General features: G+C 35.2%; 28 protein-coding genes and 3 tRNA genes. 15 read left to right on the top strand and 16 right to left on the bottom strand.

The window, feature by feature from the left end; translation table 11 throughout:
* Positions 1–15: 15 nt before the first annotated feature.
* The 8 genes from EGI05_RS14540 to EGI05_RS14505 all read left to right on the top strand — a co-directional run bounded on the left by EGI05_RS14540 (position 16) and on the right by EGI05_RS14505 (position 5,577).
* Positions 16–690, top strand: a complete 675-nt coding sequence (locus EGI05_RS14540; RefSeq protein ID WP_123263758.1) for a superoxide dismutase — start codon at positions 16–18, stop codon at positions 688–690.
* Between the two features lie 97 nt (positions 691–787).
* A complete protein-coding gene (locus EGI05_RS14535; RefSeq protein WP_123263757.1) occupies positions 788–1,174 on the top strand; it encodes a hypothetical protein in 387 nt (128 codons plus the stop codon).
* A 127-nt stretch (positions 1,175–1,301) separates the two neighbouring features.
* A complete protein-coding gene (locus EGI05_RS14530) occupies positions 1,302–1,745 on the top strand; it encodes a thioredoxin family protein (RefSeq protein ID WP_123263756.1) in 444 nt (147 codons plus the stop codon).
* Positions 1,746–1,747: 2 nt separating this feature from the next.
* A complete protein-coding gene (locus EGI05_RS14525; protein ID WP_123263755.1) occupies positions 1,748–2,674 on the top strand; it encodes an FAD:protein FMN transferase in 927 nt (308 codons plus the stop codon).
* Positions 2,671–2,898, top strand: a complete 228-nt coding sequence (locus EGI05_RS14520) for a DUF4266 domain-containing protein (protein ID WP_123263754.1) — start codon at positions 2,671–2,673, stop codon at positions 2,896–2,898. The genes EGI05_RS14525 and EGI05_RS14520 overlap by 4 nt, the downstream gene beginning before the upstream one ends.
* A gap of 28 nt (positions 2,899–2,926) precedes the next feature.
* Complete coding sequence (locus EGI05_RS14515) at positions 2,927–4,102, top strand: DUF3570 domain-containing protein (protein WP_123263753.1); 1,176 nt, start codon at positions 2,927–2,929, stop codon at positions 4,100–4,102.
* A gap of 6 nt (positions 4,103–4,108) precedes the next feature.
* The gene (locus EGI05_RS14510) at positions 4,109–4,879 is read left to right on the top strand and encodes a phosphatase PAP2 family protein (protein ID WP_123263752.1); all 771 of its coding nucleotides are present in this window, start codon (positions 4,109–4,111) and stop codon (positions 4,877–4,879) included.
* Between the two features lie 2 nt (positions 4,880–4,881).
* The gene (locus EGI05_RS14505; protein WP_123263751.1) at positions 4,882–5,577 is read left to right on the top strand and encodes a VIT1/CCC1 transporter family protein; all 696 of its coding nucleotides are present in this window, start codon (positions 4,882–4,884) and stop codon (positions 5,575–5,577) included.
* A gap of 45 nt (positions 5,578–5,622) precedes the next feature.
* On the opposite strand, the gene EGI05_RS14500 is transcribed toward EGI05_RS14505, so the two are convergent.
* The 6 genes from EGI05_RS14500 to EGI05_RS14475 form a co-directional block, all read right to left on the bottom strand.
* Positions 5,623–5,694: transfer RNA gene (locus tag EGI05_RS14500), tRNA-Glu, on the bottom strand.
* Positions 5,695–5,766: 72 nt separating this feature from the next.
* Positions 5,767–5,838, bottom strand: a tRNA-Glu gene (locus EGI05_RS14495).
* A gap of 11 nt (positions 5,839–5,849) precedes the next feature.
* The gene (rpsT, locus tag EGI05_RS14490; protein WP_123263750.1) at positions 5,850–6,104 is read right to left on the bottom strand and encodes a 30S ribosomal protein S20; all 255 of its coding nucleotides are present in this window, start codon (positions 6,102–6,104) and stop codon (positions 5,850–5,852) included.
* 67 nt (positions 6,105–6,171) lie between these two features.
* The gene (locus tag EGI05_RS14485) at positions 6,172–6,492 is read right to left on the bottom strand and encodes a hypothetical protein (RefSeq protein ID WP_123263749.1); all 321 of its coding nucleotides are present in this window, start codon (positions 6,490–6,492) and stop codon (positions 6,172–6,174) included.
* 238 nt (positions 6,493–6,730) lie between these two features.
* Positions 6,731–6,802, bottom strand: a tRNA-Glu gene (locus EGI05_RS14480).
* A gap of 57 nt (positions 6,803–6,859) precedes the next feature.
* Positions 6,860–8,149 (bottom strand): N-acetylmuramoyl-L-alanine amidase family protein, encoded by a 1,290-nt coding sequence (locus EGI05_RS14475; protein ID WP_123263748.1) that lies wholly within the window; start codon positions 8,147–8,149, stop codon positions 6,860–6,862.
* A 53-nt stretch (positions 8,150–8,202) separates the two neighbouring features.
* On the opposite strand from EGI05_RS14475, the gene EGI05_RS14470 reads away from it, so the two are divergent.
* Genes EGI05_RS14470 through EGI05_RS14460 form a run of 3 tightly spaced genes read left to right on the top strand, consistent with a single transcriptional unit; the run spans position 8,203 to position 11,670 of the window.
* Entirely contained in the window at positions 8,203–10,788 is a 2,586-nt protein-coding gene (locus EGI05_RS14470; protein WP_123263747.1) for a putative LPS assembly protein LptD, read from the top strand.
* Between the two features lie 52 nt (positions 10,789–10,840).
* Positions 10,841–11,221 carry a RidA family protein gene (locus EGI05_RS14465; protein ID WP_123263746.1) on the top strand — a complete coding sequence of 127 codons (381 nt, stop codon included), beginning with the start codon at positions 10,841–10,843 and terminating at the stop codon, positions 11,219–11,221.
* Positions 11,221–11,670, top strand: a complete 450-nt coding sequence (locus tag EGI05_RS14460) for a hypothetical protein (protein ID WP_123263745.1) — start codon at positions 11,221–11,223, stop codon at positions 11,668–11,670. Before EGI05_RS14465 ends, EGI05_RS14460 begins: the two co-directional genes overlap by 1 nt.
* Positions 11,671–11,720: 50 nt before the next feature.
* Here the strand turns inward: EGI05_RS14460 and EGI05_RS14455 are convergent, their stop codons facing one another.
* Entirely contained in the window at positions 11,721–13,244 is a 1,524-nt protein-coding gene (locus EGI05_RS14455; RefSeq protein WP_123263744.1) for a trypsin-like peptidase domain-containing protein, read from the bottom strand.
* A gap of 358 nt (positions 13,245–13,602) precedes the next feature.
* Between EGI05_RS14455 and trhO the strand changes: the two genes are divergently transcribed.
* Positions 13,603–14,958, top strand: a complete 1,356-nt coding sequence (gene trhO / locus EGI05_RS14450; RefSeq protein WP_123263743.1) for an oxygen-dependent tRNA uridine(34) hydroxylase TrhO — start codon at positions 13,603–13,605, stop codon at positions 14,956–14,958.
* A 32-nt stretch (positions 14,959–14,990) separates the two neighbouring features.
* Positions 14,991–15,533 carry a 5-formyltetrahydrofolate cyclo-ligase gene (locus tag EGI05_RS14445; RefSeq protein WP_317125052.1) on the top strand — a complete coding sequence of 181 codons (543 nt, stop codon included), beginning with the start codon at positions 14,991–14,993 and terminating at the stop codon, positions 15,531–15,533.
* Here the strand turns inward: EGI05_RS14445 and EGI05_RS14440 are convergent.
* Positions 15,482–16,066, bottom strand: coding sequence for a hypothetical protein (locus EGI05_RS14440; protein ID WP_123263741.1), 585 nt, complete (start codon positions 16,064–16,066; stop codon positions 15,482–15,484). The genes EGI05_RS14445 and EGI05_RS14440 overlap by 52 nt on opposite strands.
* Positions 16,050–17,228 (bottom strand): hypothetical protein, encoded by a 1,179-nt coding sequence (locus EGI05_RS14435; protein WP_123263740.1) that lies wholly within the window; start codon positions 17,226–17,228, stop codon positions 16,050–16,052. Before EGI05_RS14435 ends, EGI05_RS14440 begins: the two co-directional genes overlap by 17 nt.
* 182 nt (positions 17,229–17,410) lie before the next feature.
* Between EGI05_RS14435 and EGI05_RS14430 the strand changes: the two genes are divergently transcribed.
* A complete protein-coding gene (locus EGI05_RS14430; protein WP_123263739.1) occupies positions 17,411–17,746 on the top strand; it encodes a hypothetical protein in 336 nt (111 codons plus the stop codon).
* A 74-nt stretch (positions 17,747–17,820) separates the two neighbouring features.
* Here EGI05_RS14430 and EGI05_RS14425 read toward each other — a convergent pair whose 3' ends face one another.
* The 7 genes from EGI05_RS14425 to EGI05_RS14395 form a co-directional block, all read right to left on the bottom strand.
* Complete coding sequence (locus EGI05_RS14425) at positions 17,821–18,594, bottom strand: TrmH family RNA methyltransferase (protein ID WP_123263738.1); 774 nt, start codon at positions 18,592–18,594, stop codon at positions 17,821–17,823.
* Between the two features lie 41 nt (positions 18,595–18,635).
* Positions 18,636–20,141 carry a DNA recombination protein RmuC gene (rmuC, locus tag EGI05_RS14420; protein ID WP_123263737.1) on the bottom strand — a complete coding sequence of 502 codons (1,506 nt, stop codon included), beginning with the start codon at positions 20,139–20,141 and terminating at the stop codon, positions 18,636–18,638.
* 109 nt (positions 20,142–20,250) lie between these two features.
* Positions 20,251–21,006 carry a DUF5995 family protein gene (locus EGI05_RS14415; RefSeq protein WP_123263736.1) on the bottom strand — a complete coding sequence of 252 codons (756 nt, stop codon included), beginning with the start codon at positions 21,004–21,006 and terminating at the stop codon, positions 20,251–20,253.
* A gap of 48 nt (positions 21,007–21,054) precedes the next feature.
* The gene (locus EGI05_RS14410) at positions 21,055–22,206 is read right to left on the bottom strand and encodes a hypothetical protein (protein ID WP_123263735.1); all 1,152 of its coding nucleotides are present in this window, start codon (positions 22,204–22,206) and stop codon (positions 21,055–21,057) included.
* Between the two features lie 51 nt (positions 22,207–22,257).
* Complete coding sequence (locus EGI05_RS14405; RefSeq protein WP_123263734.1) at positions 22,258–22,776, bottom strand: YciI family protein; 519 nt, start codon at positions 22,774–22,776, stop codon at positions 22,258–22,260.
* Positions 22,777–22,781: 5 nt separating this feature from the next.
* Positions 22,782–23,960 carry a nicotinate phosphoribosyltransferase gene (pncB, locus tag EGI05_RS14400; protein WP_123263733.1) on the bottom strand — a complete coding sequence of 393 codons (1,179 nt, stop codon included), beginning with the start codon at positions 23,958–23,960 and terminating at the stop codon, positions 22,782–22,784.
* Positions 23,961–24,057: 97 nt separating this feature from the next.
* Positions 24,058–24,534, bottom strand: coding sequence for a Dps family protein (locus EGI05_RS14395; RefSeq protein ID WP_123263732.1), 477 nt, complete (start codon positions 24,532–24,534; stop codon positions 24,058–24,060).
* A gap of 245 nt (positions 24,535–24,779) precedes the next feature.
* On the opposite strand from EGI05_RS14395, the gene EGI05_RS14390 reads away from it, so the two are divergent.
* A complete protein-coding gene (locus EGI05_RS14390) occupies positions 24,780–26,237 on the top strand; it encodes a hypothetical protein (protein ID WP_134197469.1) in 1,458 nt (485 codons plus the stop codon).
* Positions 26,238–26,316: the final 79 nt, after the last annotated feature.

Genomic DNA, 26,316 nt, shown 5'->3' with positions numbered 1-26,316 from the left:
AAAAACAAAAATATTATGAAGATTTTGAAAGTAGCTGCTTTGAGCGCAGTTTTTGCTACACAATTGATGTTCGCACAATTTAAACAGACTCCTTTGCCATATGCTTATAACGCGTTGGAGGGTTCTATTGATGCACAGACTATGGAAATCCATTATTCAAAGCATGGAGCTGCCTATACTGCTAATTTGAATAAAGCTATTGCCGGAACGCCACAGGAAAAAGAAACTATCAACCAAATTCTCTCTCAGGTTTCAAAACTGAGCCCTGCCATAAGAAATAATGCAGGTGGACATTATAACCATGAACTTTTCTGGACAGTTCTTACGCCTGAAAAAAATACCCAGCCTTCAGCAAAACTTTTGAAAGCCATTAATGAAACTTTCGGAAGTATGGATGCTTTTAAGGAAAAAATAAGCAAAGCTGGTGCAGACCGTTTCGGTTCAGGATGGGCATGGCTTTCCGTAGATAAAAACGGGAAGTTATTTGTGTCTTCAACACCGAATCAGGATAATCCTTTAATGGATGTAGTGGAGGAAAAGGGAACTCCTATTTTAGGAATTGATGTCTGGGAACATGCTTATTATTTAAAGTATCAAAACAAAAGAGCGGATTATCTTTCTGCCATCTGGAATGTCTTGAACTGGAAAGAAGTGAGCAAAAGATATGAGGATGTTCTCAGCAAAAAATAAATACAAAAGACTAACATTGATACCGGCTGTTTTATGCCGGTATTTTTTTTGACTTATTTAAAATCATTCTTGAAAAAACATTTATTAATTTTGATTTGTGAAAAAGTTTATTTCCATATTATTACTCTCACTCTATCTGGTTTCAACAACAGAATTATATCAGCTGTTGAAGATGCCTGTTCTTATTGAGCATTTTATGGAACACGAAAAGTTGAATCCGGATATGACACTGGAGGCTTTTCTCAAAACTCATTATTGCCATCCTGTAAAAGATGCTGATTATAAAACGGACCGGAAACTGCCTTTTATAGCCCACTCTGTTCCGTTAACATTGGTTTTTATTATAGGATCATCATTTACTTTAGATATCAGTAATCATGTACCAAGACAAATAGAGCGTCATGGTAAAATTCCGGTATACAATGATGCCTATTATAATAGCGGATACCTAAATTCTATATGGGAGCCACCCAGGAACTCCTGATCTTTTTTATAAAATTACATTTTGTATTTACATCTGATAAGTTTCAATTTAAGTGAAACTTAAATACGTGTTTTGTAGACTCGAATACGTACCCTATTATTTATTTATACCCATAATCTAAAAAATAATGAAAACAATTATTTCTGCCTTCTTGTGGGCTGTTTTTTCTATATTCGTTCATGCACAATCCCGCTTTGATAAAGCCCAAAAAGATGCGGCTGATCATCATAAGCTTATTGTTCTCAATTTTTCAGGTTCAGACTGGTGCGTCCCCTGTATAAAACTGCATAAGAATATTATTGATACGGAAAATTTTAAACAGCTATCCACGGATAATGTGATCAATTACATTAATGCAGATTTCCCGAGAAATAAGAAAAATCAGCTTTCCCCGGAAATGAAAAAAGAAAATGCTTTGTTAGCTGATCAATACAATGCAAAAGGATTATTTCCGTATACTCTTTTATTAGATTCCCAAGGAAAGATTCTTAAAACCTGGGAGGGATTGCCGGCGGAAAATGCATCTGCTTTTTGTAAAGAGATCAAAGACATTTATCAGCAAAAAAAATAAATATGCTAAAAGAATTCAGGAAGCCACAGCGGCTTATGGGAAATGCTTTTGAAATTACAGTGGTGGGAGAAAATGAGTCTGTAGCATACAGGCATATAGATGCTGCCATCACAGAAATTCAAAGGATTGAGAAGCTTCTTACTACTTTTAATGAAGGCAGTCAGACCCATCTTATCAATGAAAATGCCGGAATAATGCCGGTAAAAGTAGATCGTGAGGTATTTGATCTGATTGAAAGAAGCCTCAAGATCAGTCAGATTACGGATGGATATTTCGATATTTCCTACGGAGGTATTGATAAAAGCTTCTGGAACTTCGATCGTGAAATGAAAAAGCTTCCCAACCCTGAAATTATTTTAAGCCAATTGAAACTGGTGGATTACAGGAATGTTCTTTTGAACCGTGAAATGCAAACCGTATTTCTTAAGGAAAAGGGAATGAGGATAGGTTTTGGAGGTATTGGAAAAGGCTATGCTGCCGAAATGGCGAAACGTGTTCTTGTCCGAAGAGGAGTTATTTCCGGAGTTGTGAATGCTTCGGGAGACCTTACAACATGGGGAACTCAGGCTAACGGGAAACCATGGACAATAGGAATTGCAGATCCGGATAATGCCAAACAGCCGTTTTCTTATATGAATATTACCGATATGGCAGTAGCCACTTCCGGGAACTATGAAAAGTTTGTAACTATTGAAGGAAAGAAGTATTCTCATACCATCAATCCTAAAACCGGAATGCCTGTCTCCGGGATCAAAAGTGTAACGGTGATCTGCCCGAATGCTGAAATAGCAGATGCCATGGCTACGCCCATTACTATCATGGGCATCCAGGCTGCATTGAATATGGTGAACCAGATTCACCAGTTGGAATGTATAATTATAGATGATGATAACAAAATTTACTCATCTCAAAATATCAACTTTAAATGAAAAATATTACCATAAAAATAATCAGAGGGATTTGTGCTGTGAGCCTTATTACCTCTCTCTCCTGTACTACGGTAAAGGAATATGAAAAAAATAAACTGAATGATGCCGAAATGGTTTTGGGGAACAGAACCATTGAAAAAACTGAGCTTAGTTTTCAGTCTTATCGGGAAGGTTCTTCCGGAGCTAATGCCGGAAAAGTAGGTGGTGGTTGCGGATGCAATTAAAAAGAGTATCAATGTATAAAAGATTGAAATGAAAAAAATTATTATAAGCATTATCGCTCTTTTTGGATTCATGAATTCCAAAGCACAGGAAACCTCTAACAATGAGCAATCCAGAAAGCTGACCCTGGATGAAGCCAATCTTGTTTCAAGCTACTACCATCAGGATGGAAATAATTCTGCGGTCACCGGAGGTATTGGTTCCGAAAAACTGACGGACTTTTCGAATACCATAGATGTGGTAATGGTAAAATATGATAAGAAACAAAGAAAGAATAAATTCGATTTCAGTGTGGGAGTAGACCATTATTCATCCGCTTCTTCTGATATGATTGATCTTAAGGCGAATTCATCCGCTTCCCATGCTGATAACAGAATTTATCCGTCTTTTAACTGGAGCCGTGAAAATGAAACTAAAGGAAGTGCCCTTATGGGTGGAGTTTCCTTTTCAACAGAATTTGATTATCAGTCATATGGTGCTACTATAGGTTTTGCACAAAAAACTGCTAATAGAATGGGAGAATTTACTGCCAAATTCCAGGCTTACCTGGATCAGGTGAAAATGATTGCCCCAATAGAATTGCGTACCGCAAATGAAAGTGAGGAAGGAAGTAATGGAAGAAATACGTTTGCTCTTTCATTAGCCTATTCACAGATCATTAACCAGAATTTTCAGGTTGAATTTCTGGCAGATGGCGTTCAGCAGACTGGTTTTTTAAGTTTACCATTTCACAGGGTGTACTTTGCGGATAATTCTGTTCACCAGGAGACACTACCAGATAAAAGATTTAAACTTCCTTTGGGAGTAAGAGCCAATTATTTCCTGGGAGACCATGTTATTCTGAGAGCATATTACAGATATTATACGGATGATTGGGGCTTGAAGTCTAATACACTGAGTATTGAAACACCTGTGAAAATTTCTCCTTTTGTTTCTGTAAGCCCTTTTTACAGATATTATTCCCAGACAGCTGCTAAATATTTTGCGCCTTATCAGCAACATACTGCTTTTGACGATTACTATACCAGCAATTACGATCTTTCAAAGTTTGACAGCCATTTTTATGGGGCCGGAATCCGGTTCAATCCAAAGAACGGACTGTTTGGAATAGAACGTCTTAATATGTTGGAGATCAGATACGGACATTATACTAAATCTGTAGGAATGAAATCTGATATTATATCATTAAATTTAAGATTTAAATGATAAGCTATGAGACTATTAATTATAGGACTGATTTTGGGCTGCTCGAATATTATATTTGGGCAGACTAAATCGGACTCTGTTGATTACAATCAGCAGAAGCTGATGATGTATCATGAGAAAATGTATCAATTCAGTTATAAAAAACTGATAGTTCCTACAGCTTTCATTGGCTATGGAGTTTTAAGTTTAAGCTCAGATGCATTGAAGAATCTGAACAGATCCACTCAATATGAAATAGGAGAACATCAGCCTAAACATATTAAGCTGGATAATTATACTCAATATTTGCCAGCTGTTTTGGTATATGGATATAATCTTGCGGGAATAAAAGGGAAGCATAATTTTAAAGAAAGAACTATTATCTATGGAACTTCTCAACTTATTTCTGCGGCGTTTGTATTGCCTTTGAAGCATATAGTGAAAGAAGAGCGTCCAGACGGGACTAATCATCTTTCTTTTCCTTCCGGTCATACTGCTGCTGCTTTTTCATCAGCACAGTTCCTTTTCAGGGAATATAAAGATGATAATTTCTGGCTCTCTCTCTCCGGATATCCTATTGCCATCTTTACCGGTGTTTACCGAACGCTCAATGATAAGCATTGGGTGGGAGATGTGGTTGCAGGAGCAGGATTTGGTATATTGAGTACAGAATTGTCTTATTGGCTGTTTCCTGTGGTTAATGGACTATTTAATAAAAAAGAAAATAAAAGCGTAGCTTTATTGTATCCTGTAATTGAATCTAAAAGTATGGGAGTCGGAATTGTTTTAAACTTTTAATTATGCATCATCAAATTGAAAAGCATTATGTAAACAGGGTAGGATGGCTCCGGGCAGCTGTTTTAGGCGCCAACGATGGATTGTTGTCTACCACGAGTATTGTTATTGGTGTTGCGGCAGCACAACCTGATAGAAATACTATTATTCTGGCTGCCTTGGCTGGAATGATAGCGGGTGCTATGTCTATGGCTGCCGGAGAATATGTTTCGGTAAGTTCACAGGAAGACACTGAAAAAGCTGATCTTTTTAGAGAAAAGAGAGAGTTGGAAGAAATGCCCGAACAGGAGTTGCATGAATTAGCCAAAATTTATGAAAAAAGAGGCGTCAGCAAAGAGACCGCATTGCAGGTTGCTAAAGAACTTACAGATCATGATGCTTTGGAGGCTCATGCCCGAGATGAATTGGGAATGAATGAAATTACACAAGCAAAACCTTTGCAGGCGGCAATTGCTTCGTTTGGATCTTTTGCTATGGGAGCTCTATTACCATTTATTGTCTCTTTGGCAGCACCAATAAAATTAATGGTATATTGTCAATATGGTTTTTCCATTATTTTCTTAATGGCTTTAGGGGCTATTTCTGCAAAAATGGGTGGCTCCGGAATTAAACTCGCTGTTTTGAGAATTTGCTTCTGGGGAACCGTAGCTATGGGAGTGACGGCATTAGTAGGGCATTTGTTCGGAGTAAATATAAATTAAGAACCAAATACAAAAAGCACTGAATATATTATATTCAGTGCTTTGTAGCCCGTAGGGGAATCGAACCCCTCTTACCAGAATGAAAATCTGAGGTCCTAACCGATAGACGAACGGGCCCTCTACCTTCCATTAATCGAAATTAATGTGTTAGCTTTTGTTTTTATAAGTTTACAACTCTTATTTTTTTTGTAGCCCGTAGGGGAATCGAACCCCTCTTACCAGAATGAAAATCTGAGGTCCTAACCGATAGACGAACGGGCCTACTATACTTATTAAGCTAGTTTGTTAACGTGCTTAGTTAATTTGCTTTTCAAGTTAGCTGCTTTGTTTTTGTGGATAATGTTCTTCTTAGCTAATTTATCCAACAAAGAGATAACCTTTGGCAATTGCTCTGCAGCAGCAGCTTTGTCCTCTTCATTTCTCAATACTTTCATAGCTGTTCTAGCAGTCTTGTGGTAGTATCTGTTACGAAGTCTTCTTGCTTCGTTTTGTCTAATTCTTTTTAATGCTGATTTATGATTTGCCATATCGTTCAAATGTGAGTGCAAAAGTATAAACTTTTTTTTTATCCGCCAAATTTATTTTCTAAAAATTTTAATTTTCTTTGGAAAGATATTCTCTAAGTTTATTGATTGCTTGTTCTATTTTTAAATTTTCTTTTTCTTTCTCTATTTTTCTGATCGTATTCTTCAACATGATCATTGCATTGTTCCATTCTCCAGTAGTATTGGTGAAGGTAAGGTCTTCTATAGTTACCTCAAAAGCAACCTTTTCTCCACTCTTATAAAATCTGAAACTAATTTTATCATCGCTGCCTGTTATCCCTCCTTCATTGATTTTTAAATCATAACTTTTTGGGTCAGAGTGGATTTTATTAAAAAGCAATTTAGCTTCCTGAATTTTTAAATCCGGCATGATATAAGTTTTTGCCCGTCGGGAAATTCCCGGGAAGGCTTCATAATTTAATTTTCAATCATTTGTCTCCTCAATAAAAACTCAAAGAATTTTTATCCTGACTTCTTTACCAAGGAAAAAGTGATGCAAAATTAAATAATTTTTTTTAAATCCTAAATAGATATGATCAGATATCATTTAAATTTGCCGGATTTAATAATATAAAAAAGTCTTTTTTAAAAAGACTTTTTTTATATAGTAGCCTATAGGGGAATCGAACCCCTGTTGCAAGAATGAAAATCTTGAGTCCTGACCACTAGACGAATAGGCCTAATTTTGAGGTCGCAAAAGTAGTAATAAACTTTCGAACTTCAAAATTATTTTTGGCCTATTTATATACCTTCTGAATGATCGTATTCTTAATTCCTTTAACTTCAATATCTTTCTGAAGCTTCACAGCATCTTCCAATGTATACACCTTTCCGTATGTGTAATAGAAAATTCCGTTTTCTTTGGTTCTTTCAACATCTTTCAGAGTTAAGAGAATAGGAGAGTTGCCGTTAAGTTTATCTTTTCCGGTGAATACTTCTATTGTATAATAACCACTGTTTAGCTTCTGATTTGGCATAAAACCAACAGCAAACGCATTTCTGAATCCGGCATCTTTCGCTGTTTTGATGTTAATATCTCTCACAGAAGCCATATTGGTAACTCCATAATAATATTTGTATTGTCCGTTCTCTTTGATAGGAAGAATATAGTTTAATCCTTTCAGTGCCGGGTCGCCATCATTATATTTAGTAGGAGAGCTCATTAATAATACTCTGAAATCATTCTTTAAAGGAACTTCTGCCGGTTTTTCAGGCTCAGGCTTTTTAGTTGAGGTAAATCCGCCGGATTTTCTGTCAATTGCTTTCTTATAATCAATGATGGCATTATAAATACTGACCGCAATTTCCTCCTGTCCTTTATCTGATGCCAAATAATGGCTTTCTTCAGGATGGTTGATGAATCCGGTTTCAATAAGAACCGAAGGCATCGCATTCATACGCAGAACGTGTAAGTTCTTTTGAAAAACACCACGGGAAAATCTTTTATCTTTATTTACAAAATTATCTTCCACCAATCCGCCTAATAGAAGGCTTGATTCAAGGTACTTGCTTTGTTGTAATTTCAAGGCAATTAATGATTCCGGTGAACTGGGATCATAAGAACCAAATACCTGCTTATCTTTTTCATCCAGATAAATTACGTCATTTTCCCTTTTGGCAACTTCTAGGTTAGTATCATTCTGGTCTGGTCCCTGCACATAAGTCTCGGTTCCATACGCCCCGGATCTTTGTGAAGAATTACAGTGAACAGAAACGAAAAGGTCTGCTTTACTTCTGTTGGCAAGATTGGTTCTGTCTGAAAGAGAAGGATATTCATCAAACTTACGGGTATAAATTACTTTGAAATCTTTATTTTTCTCAAGCATGCTTCCGATTTTAAGAACAATGGCAAGCGTAACATCCTTTTCTGCAACTCTTCCAATATCACCATAGGTTCTATTAGCTCCATGATCACTTCCTCCGTGTCCCGCATCTAAAACGATAGTGAACTTCTTTTGTGAAAAAATAAAGGTGTTAACGAATATGAGGAGAAATGATAAAATTATTTTAAAATTTTGTTTGCGCATCTTACAGTTTTAAAAATTATATTAATTTTGAGCCTTAATTATATAGCATAACATTGGCCAAAACCGTCTTCAAAAATATATTACAAATTTTAATTATCCTAATTTTTAACAATTTTTTAGCACAGAAAACGCCTGGAAAATTGCCTGAAAATGCGGTAAATGATACTATTCCCAAAAAAGATACTGTAATATTGAAAAAAGAATCTCTGGAAGATGTACTTCGTACAAAAGCAGATGATCAGAGAAGGGATGTTCCCAAAAGAATGACCTTCCTTAATAAAAATGCCCAGGTAAAATACCAGGATATGCAGATTGATGCGGATTATATTTCGATCGATGATAATAAAAATATCATTTTTGCACGGGGAAAGCAGGATTCTTTAGGAAGAATCATTGAACCGGTAATTACTACACAAGCCGGGAAAAAATACGAAACGGATCAGTTCAGCTACAATACAAAGACAAGACAGGCCATTGCCTACAATGCAAGAACAGAGGAAAGCGAAGGGGTGATTGTAGCCAATAAAACCAAAAAATATAATGACTCTGTTTTTGCCATGAGACATGGTCTTTATACTACGGATGATTATTTTATTAAGAAAAAAGATACTGCAGCAGACTATCACTTGCTGGCTTCTAATATTAAATTAATAAAAGGAAAGAATAAATCCCAGATTGTAACGGGACCTATCCAAATGTACATAGAACGTGTACCGACTCCTCTTATTATGCCATTTGCAATACTTCCGTTTTCCGATAAAAGATCTGCGGGGATATTGATTCCGAGTTTCGGGGAAAGGGAAGATGTTGGTTTCTTTCTAAATAGCTTAGGGTATTATCAACCGATCGGGGAGCACTTTGATATTAAAGTCCTTGCTGATATCTATACAAAAGGGAGCTGGAACTTAAGGCCGGAAATGAATTACGTGAAGAAATACCGCTATTCCGGGAACTTTTCAGCCGATATAGGAACTACGGTAAGAGGAATCAAAGGATTGGATGATTATACTAAAAACAGTACATACAGGATTGCTTGGAGACATACACAGGATACAAAAGCGAACCCGTTCCTTAATTTTACGGCTTCAGTAGATATTGTGAGTACAAAGTTCTATAATAATACGGTTAATAACAATTATATATTTAACCAGAATGTATTGAATACCCAACAGAACTCAACAGTTACGTTAACTAAAAGATTTTTAAAGCTTCCAATCACAATTACCGGTACCGCCTCTTATTCACAGAACTTTGCTACCGGCCTTGCCGATCTGCGATTACCTCAGATGAATATAGCGGTCAATCAATTTTATCTTTTCAAATCTAAAACAGGGACAAGACAAGGATTATTGGAAAATATTACGGTGAATACAGGGTTTAACCTAACGAACTTTGTCAATACCAGCGAAGGTGAACTGTTCAAAAAGGAAATGTGGGACAAAATGCAGACTGGGCTTAAAAACAATATCTCTTTAGGAACCAATACAACAGTTGCCAAATATTTCACATTCAGCTTAGGAGCCAATATAGATAATGCTCTTACCACAAAAACGTTGAACAGATATTATGATCCTCTGAAGAATGTGGTGGTAGACGAAATGGATAAGAATATATCCGGATATTCTACTTTCTCTACTTCGGCAAGTATCCAGACTACTCTTTATGGAATGCTGAAGTTTAAAAAAGGTTCTGCTGTAGAAGCGATCCGACATATGATGACCCCAAGTATCGGTTTTACATATTCGCCTGATTTTGGAGATACTAAGTTCGGGTATTATAAAAATTATTATGATGCAAACGGAGCGTTGACTCCTTATTCCGTTTTCGAGAAAGGAATCGTTGGTACTCCTTCAAGCGGAATGGTAGGTGCTTTAGGTTTTAATATCGGGAACAATATTGAAATGAAAGTGAAATCCAAAAAAGATTCCACCGGAGTGAAAAAAGTAAAAATCTTTGAATCATTGAATCTCTCGGGAAGTTATAATTTTGCGGCAAAAGATCATCCATGGTCTATATTTACGATCAATGGGCAATCATCTTTTTTTGACAGTAAGCTTAGTGTAAATACCAGTTTATCAATAGACCCATATAAGATTCTTTATCTTCCGGGACAAGAAACAGGAATCAGAACTGAAGATTTCGGGCATTTCAGTGTACAAGGATTTAATGTACAGCTTTCTTATCCTTTAAGCAGTGAGCTTTTCGGGGAGAAAGTAGATTATGCTAAAAAATATTCTGCAAAAGGAGAGATCAGAAATGAAAATTATTATTTTGATGATGATAATTATGCACATTTTAATCAGGCATGGACTTTAAATGTCAATGCGAATTATGCTTTTTCAAGAGGGGCGACACGTACTGGCAGCCAGATTGCCTCGGTGGGATTGGACGGAAGTATTAAGCTTACCCCATATTGGAATATTAACGGAAGTACTCATTACGATTTAGTAACCAAAGAATTAGCCTACACGAGAATCGGTTTTTCAAGGGACCAGCGAAGTTTCACCATTAATTTTAACTGGGTACCTTTTGGACAATATAAAGTATATGACTTCTTTATAGGAATAAAAGCTAATATTTTAAGTGATGCATTGAAATATAAAGACCGAAGCTTCACACAGCCGAATGCTCCGTTCTAATTTCAAACGATATCAAATATAAATTTTATATTTGCACCCAAAATAAATTCTAATGAAAAAGATAATCTCTACAGTTAATGCCCCTGCTGCAATCGGGCCTTATTCTCAAGCTAATCTTGCAAACGGTGTTTTGTACATTTCCGGGCAGATCCCGGTAGATCCTGCAACAGGAAAATTAGTGGAAGGAATTGAAAAGGAGACTCATCAGGTGATGAAAAACCTGGAGGCTATTCTTACAGAAGCAGGAATGTCCTTTAAAAATGTGGTAAAAGCTACCATCTTCCTTAAAAATATGGATGATTTCGCTGTAATGAATGACATCTATGCATCATACCTTGATGCAGAAAGTTATCCGGCTCGTGAAACGGTACAGGTTTCTTGCCTTCCGAAAAATGTAGATATTGAAATTTCTATGATTGCACATCAGGATTAATGAACTTTTTAAGAAATACATTAGCGGTGTTAGTAGGTCTTGGTATTGCAGGGCTCACTATTACTCTTGGTATAAGGGTGTTTCCGCAATGGGTTACTTTTGAAGCTTTTGCTCCTTTTGAACATTGGCAGAAATTTCTGGAAAGTATGAAAAATAATGATGCCTTCTTTGGTTTTCTGCTGTTCGTTTCCGGATTGGGAACCACGATTGGAGGAGTAGCTACAGCACTTATCGTGAAATATGCTAAAGTGGCGTATGCCATCCTTATTGGTTTTATAATGCTGTTCATCGCTATGCTGGACGTTATTATTTTCCCCTATCATCCAACTTTTTATAAAATATCTATCTTCCTTACTTTCTTTCCTTTTTCATGGATCGGAGGTAAAATTGTTGAGGTTATTTATGAACGGAATAAAAAAAGAAGAATCGCTGATAAAATGAATAAATAAAAAAACGCTGCAATTTGCAGCGTTTTTTACTAAGTATGATTGTATTTTAATTAAGGCATTTTAAATCCTTTGGTATAGATTCTTCCATATTCATCCACAAACTTCACCTGTACATTTCCTTGATATTTATCCAGGATCTTTTCAACATCTTTTTGTGAATTCACAGGTTTACCGTTGATTTCAATGATGATATAATTGTCAACGATACCTATTTTGGCCATCTCGCTTCCTTCTCCTACATTTCTTGCAATCACCCCGCTGTTAAGCCCATAATTGGTTTTGAATGATTCGCTTAATGGTTCAAAGTCTGCTCCGATTTTTTCTGAAACACTAAGATCTGCCTTCGTTCTTGTAGAAGTACCTCCTTTTTGATCCTTCAATGTTACGGTAGTAGTGTTTTCCTTACCATTTCTTATATAAGTAACTGCTACTTTATCACCAGGACGCTTGCTTCCGATAGCGATTGATAAATCAGCAAAATCGGTTACAGGCATAGTGTCTATTTTTGTGATCACATCACCAATTTTCAGGCCTGCATCTTCTGCACCACTGTTTTCTCCGAATCCGGTGACGTATACTCCGGAACCTGTTTTAATATTGGCTTTTTTCTGGAAGTTGTATGATGCTACTTGTTGTTCATCGGAAAGATCTAATGACTGTACTCCAAGGAATCCTCTCTGTACAATTCCGAACTTCTTAATATCTTCTACGATCTTTCTTGCCAGGTTAGAAGGAACTGCAAATCCATATCCTTGGTAATAACCGGTTGTGGACTGAATCGCAGAGTTGATCCCGATAAGATCACCATTTGAGTTAACCAAAGCTCCTCCTGAGTTTCCTGGATTAATAGCGGCATCTGTCTGGATAAAGCTTTCAATTGGATTACTTGCTTTACCTTGAGAACCTAAAATACCGATTCCTCTTCCTTTCGCAGAAACGATCCCTGCTGTAACAGTAGAATTCAATCCCAGTGGATTTCCTACGGCAAGTACCCATTGTCCTACTTCAATATTATCAGAATTCGCAAAGTTCAGATAAGGAAGTCCTTTTTCTTCAATTTTTAATAAGGAAATATCCGTATTCGGGTCAGTTCCTACTAATGTTGCGATATAAGATTTTTTGTTGCTTAATACGACTTCCAGTTTATTAGCGCCTGCCACAACGTGGTTATTGGAAATAATATATCCGTCAGGCGAAATAATAACACCGGAACCCATTCCTGAAGGCATATTGTCCGGAGCCTGCTGTTTTTGTCTCTGCTGTCCTCTTCCTCCGAATGGATCTCCAAAGAAGAAATCAAACATATCCTGTTCTGATGCTCTGCTGGATGTCCTGTTCTGATAGTTCTTAATAGTAACTACAGCCGGAACGGTTGTTTTCGCAGCTTTAACGAAATCATCCCCGATGGCAGCACTGTTCATCCCTGCAAAAGAAGCATTCGTTGATGAGGTAAAATACCCCTGATCGCCATTATTGGAATTATGGCCGAAATATTGTAATGTGCCTACAGCAGTAGCTCCTGAAATAACTCCCACCACTGCAAATGGTAATAGTTTTTTTAAAGTACTCTTCATTGTATATCTTCTTTTTTTATGTTTTAAAATTTTACAGTAAACAAATTTACTGCATAATAAGTATGCAATTAGTATGCTATGTTTCAACTTTAACTAAAATTTAACAGGAATAGTGATATTTTACATCTTTTGTCATAATTGTTGAAATGTCAATTAACGAACCTTAAAAATTTATTAAAGATAATGTCACTAATTATAAGATGAATTCATGAAGGTAAAAGTTAAATTTAATTATTAAAAGTGAAAAAAAAATCACTTATTCACTGCTCATTAGCCGGATAAGATTGTCCCGATTAATATCCCTAATTGAAAAATGTCTATCTTTGCAAAAATTTTTCTCACTTAAAACGTTTATAGCATGCAACTGTATAACACCTTAAGCGCAGAAGAAAGAGCTCAACTAATTGATGAAGCCGGTAAGGAACGCCTTACGTTGTCTTTCTATGCGTATGCCAAAATTGAAGATCCCAAAAAATTTCGCGACGAATTATTTATAGCCTGGAATGCACTGGATGCGCTTGGCCGTATTTATGTGGCTCATGAAGGAATTAATGCTCAGATGAGTGTGCCTGCGGATCAATTTGAAGCTTTTCGCGATACATTGGAAGCCTACGGTTTTATGAAAGGAATCCGTTTGAATGTAGCTGTTGAGCAAGACAATCATTCCTTTTTAAAATTAACGATAAAAGTCAGACACAAAATCGTTGCTGATGGATTGAATGACGATACTTTCGATGTAACCAATAAAGGAGTTCATTTAAAAGCAAAAGAATTCAATGAGATGCTTGAAGATCCGAATACGATTGTTGTTGATTTCAGAAACCACTACGAAAGTGAAGTTGGACATTTTGAAGGCGCGATTACTCCTGATGTGGAAAATTTCAGGGAAAGCTTACCAATTATCAATGAGCAGTTACAGGATTTTAAAGAAGATAAAAACCTTTTGATGTACTGCACTGGAGGAATCCGTTGTGAAAAAGCAAGCGCTTATTTCAAACACCAGGGTTTCAAAAATGTTTTCCAGTTGGAAGGCGGGATCATTGAATATACAAGACAAATCAAAGAAGAAGGGATAAAAAGTAAATTTATCGGGAAGAACTTTGTATTTGACCACCGTTTAGGTGAAAGAATCACAGACGATATTATTGCACAGTGTCATCAATGCGGCAAACCTTGTGATAACCATACCAATTGCGCAAATGACGCCTGCCATTTATTATTTATTCAATGTGACGAGTGTAAAGCAGCAATGGAAAACTGCTGTTCTACAGAATGTTTGGAAACTATTCATTTGCCTTGGGAGGAGCAGGTAAAATTAAGAAAAGGATTACAGGTTGGAAATAAGGTTTTCAGAAAAGGAAAATCTGATGCCTTGAAATTTAAAAAATCGGGGGAGTTACCGAACAAACCTTTGGCAAAAGCCGAAACAAAGAATATCCGTCAAAAAATAGCTGTTAAGAAAGTTTTGATCGGAAAGGCTGAACATTATTATTCCAAATCGAAAATTGCTCAATTCTTAATTGAGAACAAAGAGCTTTCAATAGGGGATAAAGTTTTGATTTCCGGACCGACAACCGGTGATCAGGAAGTTACCATTACTCAGATGTTTGCGAATGGAGGACCTTGTGAAACTGCAAAAAAAGGAGATCAAATTACTTTTGAGCTTCCGTTCAGAGTTCGTTTATCGGATAAATTATATAAAATTGAGCTTTAGTCATGCTTAAAGCAGATCTAAGAAAGATATATATGCAAAAAAGAAAAGCCTTATCAACCGATGAGGCTTTCTTGTTATCTGAAAAGATTTTCAATAATTTTCTCAGCTATTTTAGACCTGTTACAGGCGAGAAAGTTCATATTTTCATTCCCATTGAGAAGTTTAAGGAAATCGACACCCAAATTTTCATTCAATATTTTTTACGGCAGAATATCCGTGTTTTTGTGCCTAAAGTTACTGATAGGCTGATCTCAATAGAAATATTTGAAAATACAGAGTTTACAGTCAATAACTGGGGGATTTCCGAACCTGTTTCCAATACCGATTCCGGAGAGCATCATTTTGATTATGTCATCACTCCTTTGCTTTATTGTGACAAACATGGAAATAGAGTGGGATACGGCAAAGGTTTTTACGATGCCTTTTTCCAGAGCCTTTCTCCAGATTCCAAAAAAATTGGGATCAATTATTTCAATGCAGAGGAAAGTATTGATGACATCTGGGAAAATGATACCCCTTTAGATTACTTGGTTACCCCCACTGAAGTACTGTCCTTTTTTAAAGATTCGGAATAGAAGTTCAGGAAATAAAACTTAAATTCTTTTTTAAACTTAATAGGCGTGGACAATAAAATATATTGGGCATTTTTTTCAAATGTACCTATAGATTTATTTTTGTCATCAAAATATTCCACACTGAATTTGGCGTAATCCAATGTATCTTTTTTGTAATAATCTTTATATACCTGAAGATTATTTACTTTTACATTCTTTACTTTCAGGCTGTCAAGTTCCCTGAAGAGCTTTTTAAATGTTAAGCTGTCCGGTTTGTGAAAATAGCTTTGCATTTGGGAATAAATAAGCGTATCAATCTCCGTATTCCTGTTTCCGGATAAATACAATGTAGACAGATCTAAAAGCTCCTGTACTTTTTGTTTGGTAATAAAGTTGATAGCTTGGGCACTATCCATCTGAACGGCAGGGTAAGTGCTTGTATTGTTGCTGTTTCTCAGTTTATCAAGGTCGCTTATTTCTGTTTTCTTTTTATTGCATGAGAATAAAGCGAGCAGCAAGATCGTAAAAATCAAAAAGTTATTTATTCTTTTCATCGGTACTTGCAATTTTAAATTTAATTGAGATTATTTTTCCCTTTTTGTCTTTTTCCATTTTGATGACATTAAGGTTTTTAAGTGACGTTGTAGGCGTTGTTACTAAGGTAATATACTTTTGCTTATCCAATGTTTCGATGCCATAAGTATCATTATCATATACCTGGTAAATGACTGCCTCATTGCTGATAAGATTTTCCAGCTGCTTCCTTTTTTGTTTCATAAGAGCTATTTGCTCTTCCGGGTTACCTTTTACATCCTTTCTGGAGAAATAATAAACTGCCATTTTGTAATCATCCGGCTTCAGCTCGATCATTTCTTCTCCTGGAGCATTTTCCAGATTTCTATTCACTTTCAAAGGCTCGTAGAAAGGCGCACTGATCTCCATCTTCAGGTTTTTATCTTTAGTAGAGTAGTAGAAACATTCTCCGGGTTTCACTTTATACAAGAGATCGGATTCGTTTTCTTTAAGGATTTTGATTTCAAGGGTATTGATTACAGAAACTCCACGATCGGCATCCGTAAAACAATATTTATACTCTTTAGAAAAAATTTCATCTTTAAAACCTAAAATACCAGTAATAACAATTAAAATGGAGGTAACAATTGCCCAGGCATTTTTTTTAACAAAATTTTTGTTGGTTTTTAAAGGAATTATTTCAGGTTGTATTGTTGGTGTTTGATTTTCTTTAATGTTCTGATTATCAGTATTTGATTTTTGTAAATCAGAATTTTCAGGAGCTTTAAATTCAACTTTTGCCGGTTGAATTTCAGTTTTTGGAAGTTCAGGTGAATTGCTAACCGTTTTTTCCAATTCCTGAAGATCATTTTCATCCAAATCTTCATCATCCTGTAATAACTCTCCTGCAAAAAGATGCTGCTTTTTGAATTCGTACCATGATTCGTAACCCGTATAAATACTTAATAAATTAAGCATATCAATTCTTGGCAGTTTGGTAACCGGTGAAGTTTTGAAATAAGTATAAAAAGATTTTTCGCTGATGTTCCCTTTGGCCTTTTTGCGAAGATCTTCCTGGAAATAGATAATATCTATACCCTTCCATTTTGATATATCATCATAGGAAGGGGTGTGTTCTTTTAGATATTGAGCCTGAACGTCCCTTTTTAGCTGCTCAAAATGTAATAGATCTAAATCTGTCAATTTTTCAAGTGGTGATTAAATAGTTGATTTTCAGATGTGTTTTTTTGTAAAACTATTTTACAAAGGTATTACAATTATTTTTCATAAACAACTTTTCTATCTGCTATACCTTTGTCTTGTTCAAATAACAGAACGAAAAGAATTTTAAAGAACAATATTAACAAAATTAAATTTAATTTATTATGAAAAAGTCATTATTCGTAGCTGCTATCGCTGCAATCTCTCTAGTTGCTTGTAAAAAAACTGAAGCTACTGAAACTAACGCTGCTGATTCTGCTGCTGTAGCTACTACTGATTCTGCTGCTGTTGTAGCTGATTCTGCTGCTACTGTTGTTGATTCTGCTGCTTCTGCTACTGTAGATGCTGCTAAAGATGCTGCTGCTGCTACTACTGCTGCTGGAGCTGATGCTGCTAAAGACGCTGCTAAAGGAGCTGCTGATGCTGCTAAAGGAGCTGCTGATGCTGCTAAAGATGCTGCTAAAGACGCTAAACAAGCTGTAGACGCTGCTAAAAAATAATTAGTAACTGTTTACTAAAAATAAAGAACCGTTTCACCCAGTGAAACGGTTTTTTTATGTTCATAATCTAATGTTTAATTCTGACTGTTCTTTTGTCTTAAGGATTCATAACAGGTAATCGCTACGGCATTGCTTAAATTTAATGAATCAATGCTCCCGGACATTGGGATAAGTGTATTCTTTCCTTTTCCTGACCAAAAATCACTTAAGCCGGAATGTTCGGTCCCGAATAAAATGGCAGATCTTTGGGTAAAATCTCTTTGATAAAGATCTTCGGCACTTTCATCCATAATGGTGGTGTAAATATTAAAAGTATTGCCTTGAAGAAATTCTAAGGTTTCCTTATTTTCAGCCTGGAAAACTTCCATTCCGAAAAGGCAGCCCACACTGGAACGGATGACATTCGGATTGTAAAAATCTGCTTTGGCATCAGTTACAATCAGTGCATCTATCCCGAAAGCCTCACAGCTTCTTAAAATAGCGCCCAAGTTTCCGGGCTTTTCTACTCCTTCAACGATAATGATGGTAGAGTTGCTCTTAGGCTTAAATGAACTTAATGGAGTTTCTTTTACGTTATAAACTCCGATAATCCCTTCAGATGTTCCGCGGTATGCTATTTTTTCATATACTTTTTCACTTACATAGTGAATCTTTGAATCAGGAAGTTTTCCTTTGAAAATGCTTTCAGAAATAAAAAATTCAACAGGCTCAAAACCATAATACTGAGCTCTTTCATTTTCCTGTTGTCCTTCTACAACAAAAACTTTTGATTTCTTTCTAAACCTGTTGTCGGTAAGAAGTTTAGTGATATTCTTTATTTTATCGTTTTGAAAACTTTCTATTAGCATTCGGGAAATTTTAAATTAATAAGGTCTGTTTTTATATAAAACTAATCTTCCAGACTTAATGTACTCTCACTATTATCAATCAGGCTTTGGGGAAGTTCTTTTTTATTTTTGATACCCAAAGATTTTAATTTTTGTGTCTGAATCACCAAATTGTCATTTCCGGTAGATAATTGTTTATAAGCATCATTGTAAACATTTTTTGCCTGATCCAGGTTTTTACCAACTTTTTCCAGGTTATCTACAAATCCGACAAATTTGTCATATAATTTCGCTCCTCTTTCCGCAATCTCCATGGAGTTTCTGTTTTGATATTCACGTTTCCATAGGTCGGCAATAAGTTTCAGAGAGGTAATTAAATTACTAGGGTTCAATAATAAAATTCTTCTTTCATAGGCATAGTTCCATAAGTTTTGATCAGCCTGCATTGCTGCAATATAGGCAGGTTCACTAGGAATGAACATCATGACAAAATCCAGAGATTTTCCAAAATCATCATAGGCTTTCTGACTCAATTGCTGGATATGGTTTTTGATAGAAGATAAATGCTGGTTAAGCTTCATGGCATAAATATCCGCATCAGTTTCATCTACTAATTCCGTGAAAGCTGTTAAAGAAACTTTTGAATCAATAATTACATTTCTTTCATCGGGATATTTCACAACAGCATCCGGTCGCATCTTTTTACCTGAAAATTCTGAAAATAAAGCCTTGTTGTCTTCATCACGAAGCTCATGTTCAAGGAAATATTCTCTTCCTTTTACCAATCCGGATTTTTCAAGGATGCTTTCAAGGATCATTTCACCCCAGTTTCCTTGGGTTTTGCTTTCGCCTTTTAAAGCTCTTGTTAATTTTTTAGCGTCTTCAGAGATCTGCTGATTCAGTTCTGCAAGTTCTTTCACTTTTTCAGCCAGAGAAAAGCGTTCTTTATTTTCTTTTTCGTAAGCTTCATTCACTCTGTTTTTTAAATCTGTAATTTTTTCCTGGAAAGGCTCCAGGATTGTTTTAAGATTATTCTGATTAAGTGTCGTGAATTTCTCTGTTTTTTCCTCAAGAATTTTGTTGGCCAAATTTTCAAACTGAAGTTTTGCTTCTTCCTGAATTTTAGCAATTTCCTCTTTCTGTGTTTCAAGAGATTTCTGTAAACTTTCATTGATGGCAGAAAGCTCTGAGTTTTTGGCGAAAATATTTTGTTTCTCTGTTAATAAAGATTCAATTTGAGTAGTCTGTCTGGTGTTGATCTCTTTCTGTTCCTGAAACTGATTTTGCAGGGAAGTATGTTCAGCTGATATTTTGGCAAATTCACTTTTGAGATCATTTAATAAATCAGATTGTTGTTGATTCAATTCTTTCTCCTTGTTGATCTGTTGATTTAATTCCTGAATTTTCAGGTTTGAATTTTCAAGATCGGAATTGTTTCTGATATGCGAGTTGTTGAGATCGTCATAAAGACTTCTTGAAATCATGGAAGATTTCAACACGAAATATAAAATAACCGCTCCGAGAACTCCTCCGGCAATAAATCCAATAATTAAATACGTTATTTCCATGTCTCAAAATTACAAAAAGAAAAATTGATTTTCAGGATGGGAAACCGTAACAATTTGAAATTATTTTAACCACAAAAGACACAAAAATTTTACTCTATAATTTTACTTCTTAACTGTTTTTCGTAGAAGCTAAAATTTCAATATTCTTTACCACATCACTGCTTTCACATTTTTTCAACTCTTTGGTTAAAGCAGGAGTAAGAATTTTAGGATTTAAAATTTGGGTGGCCACTTTTGCGGCTGCGTAATCAACAATTCCGATAACGGATTCTCTCATGAAATTGGGAGTATTGGAAGCAATAACGGCGGTTGCCCATGATGTTTCTCTTGCCCTGGAAATCGCAAAATCGAGAACAGCATTGTCTTTCCCATTGGAAATTTTATCAATAAGATCAACAGGATAACATATTTTATTCAATGAATCTTGTACTTTTTGATTGATGGAGGCGATCACAGAATTGATGTTTTCAAAATCCTTTTTAAGGGGATTGATCTTTCTATAAGGCATGATGGATGCGGCGGAAATCCCAAGATCTAAATTGATGTGCGCATTCATTCCCAGGAAAATATGTTGTAAGATCAGCAGGTTTTTATTTTTGGCGGCTTCAAAAGCAATATACCAGGAATTGGTACACTTTTTCCCTTTGCTGTAGTTTTCCCAGGCTTCCAGATATCTTGTTGCAAATGCAATATCCAATACAGTCATTCTTGGGTTGTCTTCGAACTTTTTCTGTTGAATACCTTTTAAAACCTGAGCGGTCATGATCCTGTATGTACAGGCGAAATATCCTGCAGGACTTTGATTTTCCTTGCTCCAGATGATAATCTCATCGAGCTTTTTCAGAACTTCTTCTATGGTTTTCATGGTGGTTTAGTTTTTTATAAATATAAGAAAACCGCTGCTAGTTGATGTCTATTTTGTTATTTCTTGTAATTCTATTTCTAATTCCTGTTTTTCTTTTTCTGTATAAATTTCAGAATTCACCAAAGATGCCTTAAATTTTTCGACTGTTTGAAAATAGTTCTGTTTTAGTTGAATTTGAGCTTTTATGATGTATAAAAAGCCTTGTGAAAAATTGGGGTAAGAATCCATTAATATTTGCCAGGCTTGAATAGCTTTGTTGTATTGTTTTTCGTTATAAAAATACCATCCCTTACCATTTAAGGTGCCAATTGAAAAATTTAATTTAGTTCCGTAATTGGATTGTATTTTTTGCTCAAGAGATTTTTTGATGCTTAAATCTTTTTGCTTAGTTGAGGAAAATTCTGCCTGAATAGCAGACCATTCTTCAAATATTTCATAAAGAGCTCTATTTATTAATAAACCAGGTGTTGCATTGTGGTCAGCTGCTTTAAAGTGATATCCTTTCATGTCTAAAAAAGGATTGGGAGTACTTTTTTTTATAACGGAATCCATCTTGGCAAAATCCTCGGGATAATCGTTACCAATTCCAAAACGATAATATTTTTTGGAATGATATGAAAGTTTGTTCATTTTACTTATAGAATCCGTTAAATCAACATTTTTCTGAAAGAAAAATGGACTCATGGAAATGACACCGTTCAAGTCATTTATTCTAGAATTAAAAACAGAAGTTGTGAAATAGCCATATCTTGAATGGCCAATTAATATTCTAAATTTTGAGGCTTTGTAATCTTTTTCAGCTAGCGGGATAAGTTCTTCAAAAATGAAATTTTCATTCTCAAGCGCAAGTCCATTAGCATCAGAGATTTTGTATTGTGTTTCATTATAACGATAACGTTGTTCAGATTCTACACTAATTATTATAGATGACGGCATTTGTTCAGTGCTTGTCAGATAATCAATGGTATTGATTATATAATTATGACTTCTTTTGTTTTGCTTGTCAAATACGATAATTAATGGGAAATCGTTTTTTATTCCATCTTGCCATTCTATTGGGACTGTTATAGAAACCTTTTTTTTAATTCCAAGATTTTTCGAGATTAAGGTGGTGTCTTTTAGTTTTTTATATCTTTCATAGTTTTGTGCAAATAGAGTTGAAGTAAATAAAATAAAAAACAAAGTAAATTCTTTTAACATCTCGATTGGCTTAATGTTAGGTAAACCCCCATATTTATGAAGTTTGGGTTTTTATGGATTCTCTTTCGAAATTTCCTTATGATGCTTCAAGTACATGGGTAACGCCGCAGATCCATACCAGGGGAAAATCTCATAGCTGAAAACTCCTGCCTGAACGGCTGGATCAGTTTTTACCCATTCTTCAGCTTCTTCCTTCGATTTTGTATTGAAAATAAACATTCCCTGAAAGGCTTCTTTATTCTCTTCCAAAAATGGTCCAGCAACAATGATTTTACCTTCATCCGCCAATTTTCCGATATTGGCCAAATGCCCTTTCATCAGCTCACCTTTTTTGGTTTTGTCTTCAATTTTTGTTGGTCCGGTGGTAAGCATTACAATGGTGTAAGCTTTCATACCATATTTGTCAGCTCCTAGAGAGGTCGCCAATTCCTGGTTGAATTTCGGTTTTTCTGTTTTGTTTGTACCTGCTTCTGAAGTCCCGGATTTTCCCGGTTGCCCGTCTTGTCCTTTAGTGCGGATGGAGCAGGAAGTTATTAAACACAAGATTAGTACTAATAAAATGTTTTTCATGTTATTTAGTTTTTTATTCTTAAAAATTCTTTGGCTAGTTCAATCATTTTAGGATCTCCTGTATATTTTCCGTGTTCATCTGAAAGCTTTACCGTAGGAATCCAGTCGTTATTTGGTGCTTGTACACCGATGAGTTTCATCACAATATTCATGGGTTTTAAGCCTACATCATTGGTGAGATTGGTTCCGATCCCAAATGAAATCCCGATTTTTCCTCTGCAATAGTTTGTGATTTCTTCTACTTTTTCAAGGTTTAGACCGTCTGAAAATATGATATATTTAAATAAAGGATTGATTCCGTTTTTTTGATAGTGTGCAATGGTTTTATCTGCAAATTCCAAAGGATCACCACTGTCATGACGGACTCCGTCAAATAGTTTGGCAAATTTCTTGTCAAACTGCTGGAAGAAAACATCGGTGGTATAAGTATCTGAAAGGGCTACTCCCAAATCGCCTCTGTAAACATCTACCCAATGTTCCAACGCTAATTGATTGGCCATTTTGAATCCATATTCCGCTCCGTGAAACATAAACCATTCATGAGCATGAGTTCCGATGGGTTTTACATTATATTTCATAGCAAAATGGACATTAGAGCTTCCGATAAAGGTAGAATCCTTTTTCTGGATCAAAGCTTCCATCACCAGGTTCTGCACTTTATAAGAATGTCTTCTTCTGGTTCCGAATTCTGCGAAGTTTACTCCTAGTTTATTGAGCTGTTCTGCTTTTTCTAGTGTTTTACTCATTACGACTTCGTTGGAATCCCTTTCCATATGATTCATCTCGTAATGCAGCTCGCTGATTAAAGATAATAAAGGAACTTCCCATAGAATAGCTCTGTACCATAATCCTTCAACTGTTACCTTAATATCATTTCCTTCCTGATGGATCTTTACTTCCGAGGGATCATAATGATAACCTTCAAGAAAGTCTAGATAAGGAAGATCCAGATATGGACAAGTTCTTTCGAGGAACTTTTTTTCTTCTTTGGTGAGTTTAAGTTCGGCCATTTTAGTAACCGCTTCTCTTAAAGCTACATCAAAGCCTTCCGGAAAATGATGTTTCCCTCTATTGATAAATTCGTATTTTACGATTTGGCTTGGGAATAATTTTACCACTGCATTTTGCATGGTAATTTTATAAAAATCATTATCCAAGATGGAATTTAATCGTACGTCATGCATTATTATTGTGTAATTTATACGCAAATATAATTAGAAAAATTAAAATCGCCTAAATGTAAGGCGATTTTTTTATATTTCCGGATGAATTTTTTTATGTTTACTTACCTAAATAAGAATTGTACATCCAGACTTCTTTTTCCTGTTCTGTAATATAGTCGCTCATTTGAGAATTGGTTCCTTCATCTCCAGCTTTATCTGTAATATCCAGAAGTTCCCTTTGTAAATCAATCACAACTTTGAAAGAAGCCAGTATATTTTCCACACTTTTGGTAGCATCACTTACTTCTTTACTTTCTTTAATAGTGGAAACTTTCAAGTAGTCTGAATAATTATGAGCCGGAGTGGCGCCTAATGTCAGGATTCTTTCGGCAATTTCATCAATCTTTAATACCAAGCTGTTATACAGTTCTTCAAATTTCGGATGCAGGGTAAAGAACTGATCTCCCTTGATGTTCCAATGTGATCCTCTTGTATTTTGATAAAATACAGAGTAGTTGGCTAAAAGTACATTCAGTTTTTCTGCAATGTTTTTACAATCGGCTTCTTTCAATCCGATAATACTAGCATTTTTCATAAAGTTTACATTTATATAACAAATTTAAAGAATATTGCGCCGAATATTTTTAAATCTCAATAGAAGATAACTATAAAAGTTTTTAAAATAGTTGGGAATTATTAATATTGCAGACTATGAAAAGAAGTTTATTGATTACAATAGTTTTATTTTTCGGAATGTGTCTCATTTATATTATGGCCGTACTGCTGAAAACTGAAAACTATTTCACCTATATTTTGGATGATGCGTACATTCATCTTGCGATGGCTAAGAATGTTGTGTTTCATAAAGTATGGGGCGTAACGAACTACAATTTTTCATCCTCTTCATCTTCGCCTGTTTTTACATTACTACTCAGTGGTCTTATATCTATTTTTGGAAATCAAGAACTGATCCCTCTTATCTTTAATTTTTTCTGTTCTTTTTTTATTGCTTATTTTTTAGATAAATATTATAGTGGATTTTTTAGTGAGAACATAAGTATTGTAACGGCATCAGTTTTTACCTTACTTTTTGTATCTGTCCATTTGCTTGTTTTTTCAGGGATGGAGCATGTACTGCATGTATTGCTTATTGTTATTAATGTTTTTTATTTTGAAAGATGGAAGAAATCTGGGTTTAAAGATTTTTATTACTCTGTAGGGTTTTATGGCCCTCTTGCTTTGCTGGGATTAGTAAGGTTTGAAAGTATGTTTTATTTTCTAGGGGTTGCTTTTGTCTTTTTCCTGCTAAAAAAGTTTAAGGAAGGTATTAAAGTTCTGTTTTTTGGATTTACCCCGATTTTGATTTTCGGATATTTTACTTATAGTGAAACGGGATATTTTTTTCCTAATTCTGTCTTATTAAAAGGAACTAAGCTGGACCTTTACGGAAACTATCTCCTGCAGCTTGAAAATATTTTAAGAAAGGTTTTATTAAATAAATATTTTTATCTGGCTTGCTTTTTCCCATTGTTATTCGTTGGCTTTTTTCTATTCAAAGACTATAGAAAAAAAATACATTTCCAAAAGCTACTTTTAAGCAATTTTCTTTTTATTGTGTTTACTGTTACTTTGCTTATACATGGGGTTTTTGGACAATTCACAGATTTTTTTAGGTATGAAGGCTATATTCTGGTAGTATTCGTAATGGCCGGTGTTCCAAAGATGAAAACCTTTTTTGTCAACAAGAACTATCTATTAAAAGAAAATAGGGTTTTATCCTTATTAGTACTCTGTTTGTTTACATTGATGATTTATAGAATGAATCTTGTCAATACGTTAATTATAACTGGCAGTCAAAATATCTATGAACAGCAAATTCAGTCCACAAGATTTTTGAAAAAATACTATAATAATTCTAGGGTTATTGCAAATGATATCGGAGCAATATGTTATTTTACGGATATTCACCTGTTGGATATTGCAGGTTTGGGATCAAAAGAGATTATTCCTTTTAGGATGAAGATAAAAGGACTTGATAGTAATTTCGAAAAGTTTCTGACAGACTATTCTATCCGCAATCATTTTCAATTGGCTATTGTATATGAAGAGTGGTTAAAAGGGTACACACCTAAAAGCTGGAAAAAAATAGCTGTTTTAAAAATAAAAGGAACGAACGCTGTGTTAGGCAAAGATCATCTCTCTATTTATGCTGTAAACCCTCAGCTCAGTTCCTCATTAAAAGAAAATATAAAAAGCTTCCATTGGAATAAGAATGTTGATGTTAGAATTATAAAATAAGCCATACAATTATTTTTTATCATATCAACAGCCTATTTACTCTTCAAATGAGAGAGGCTTTTTTACATAAGTGGTTGAT

It is taken from the genome of Chryseobacterium daecheongense (genome assembly GCF_003729955.1).
Lineage (GTDB): Bacteria > Bacteroidota > Bacteroidia > Flavobacteriales > Weeksellaceae > Chryseobacterium > Chryseobacterium daecheongense.
Note: the sequence above shows the minus strand (reverse complement) of the source record. Positions and strands in the feature narration are given on the sequence as shown.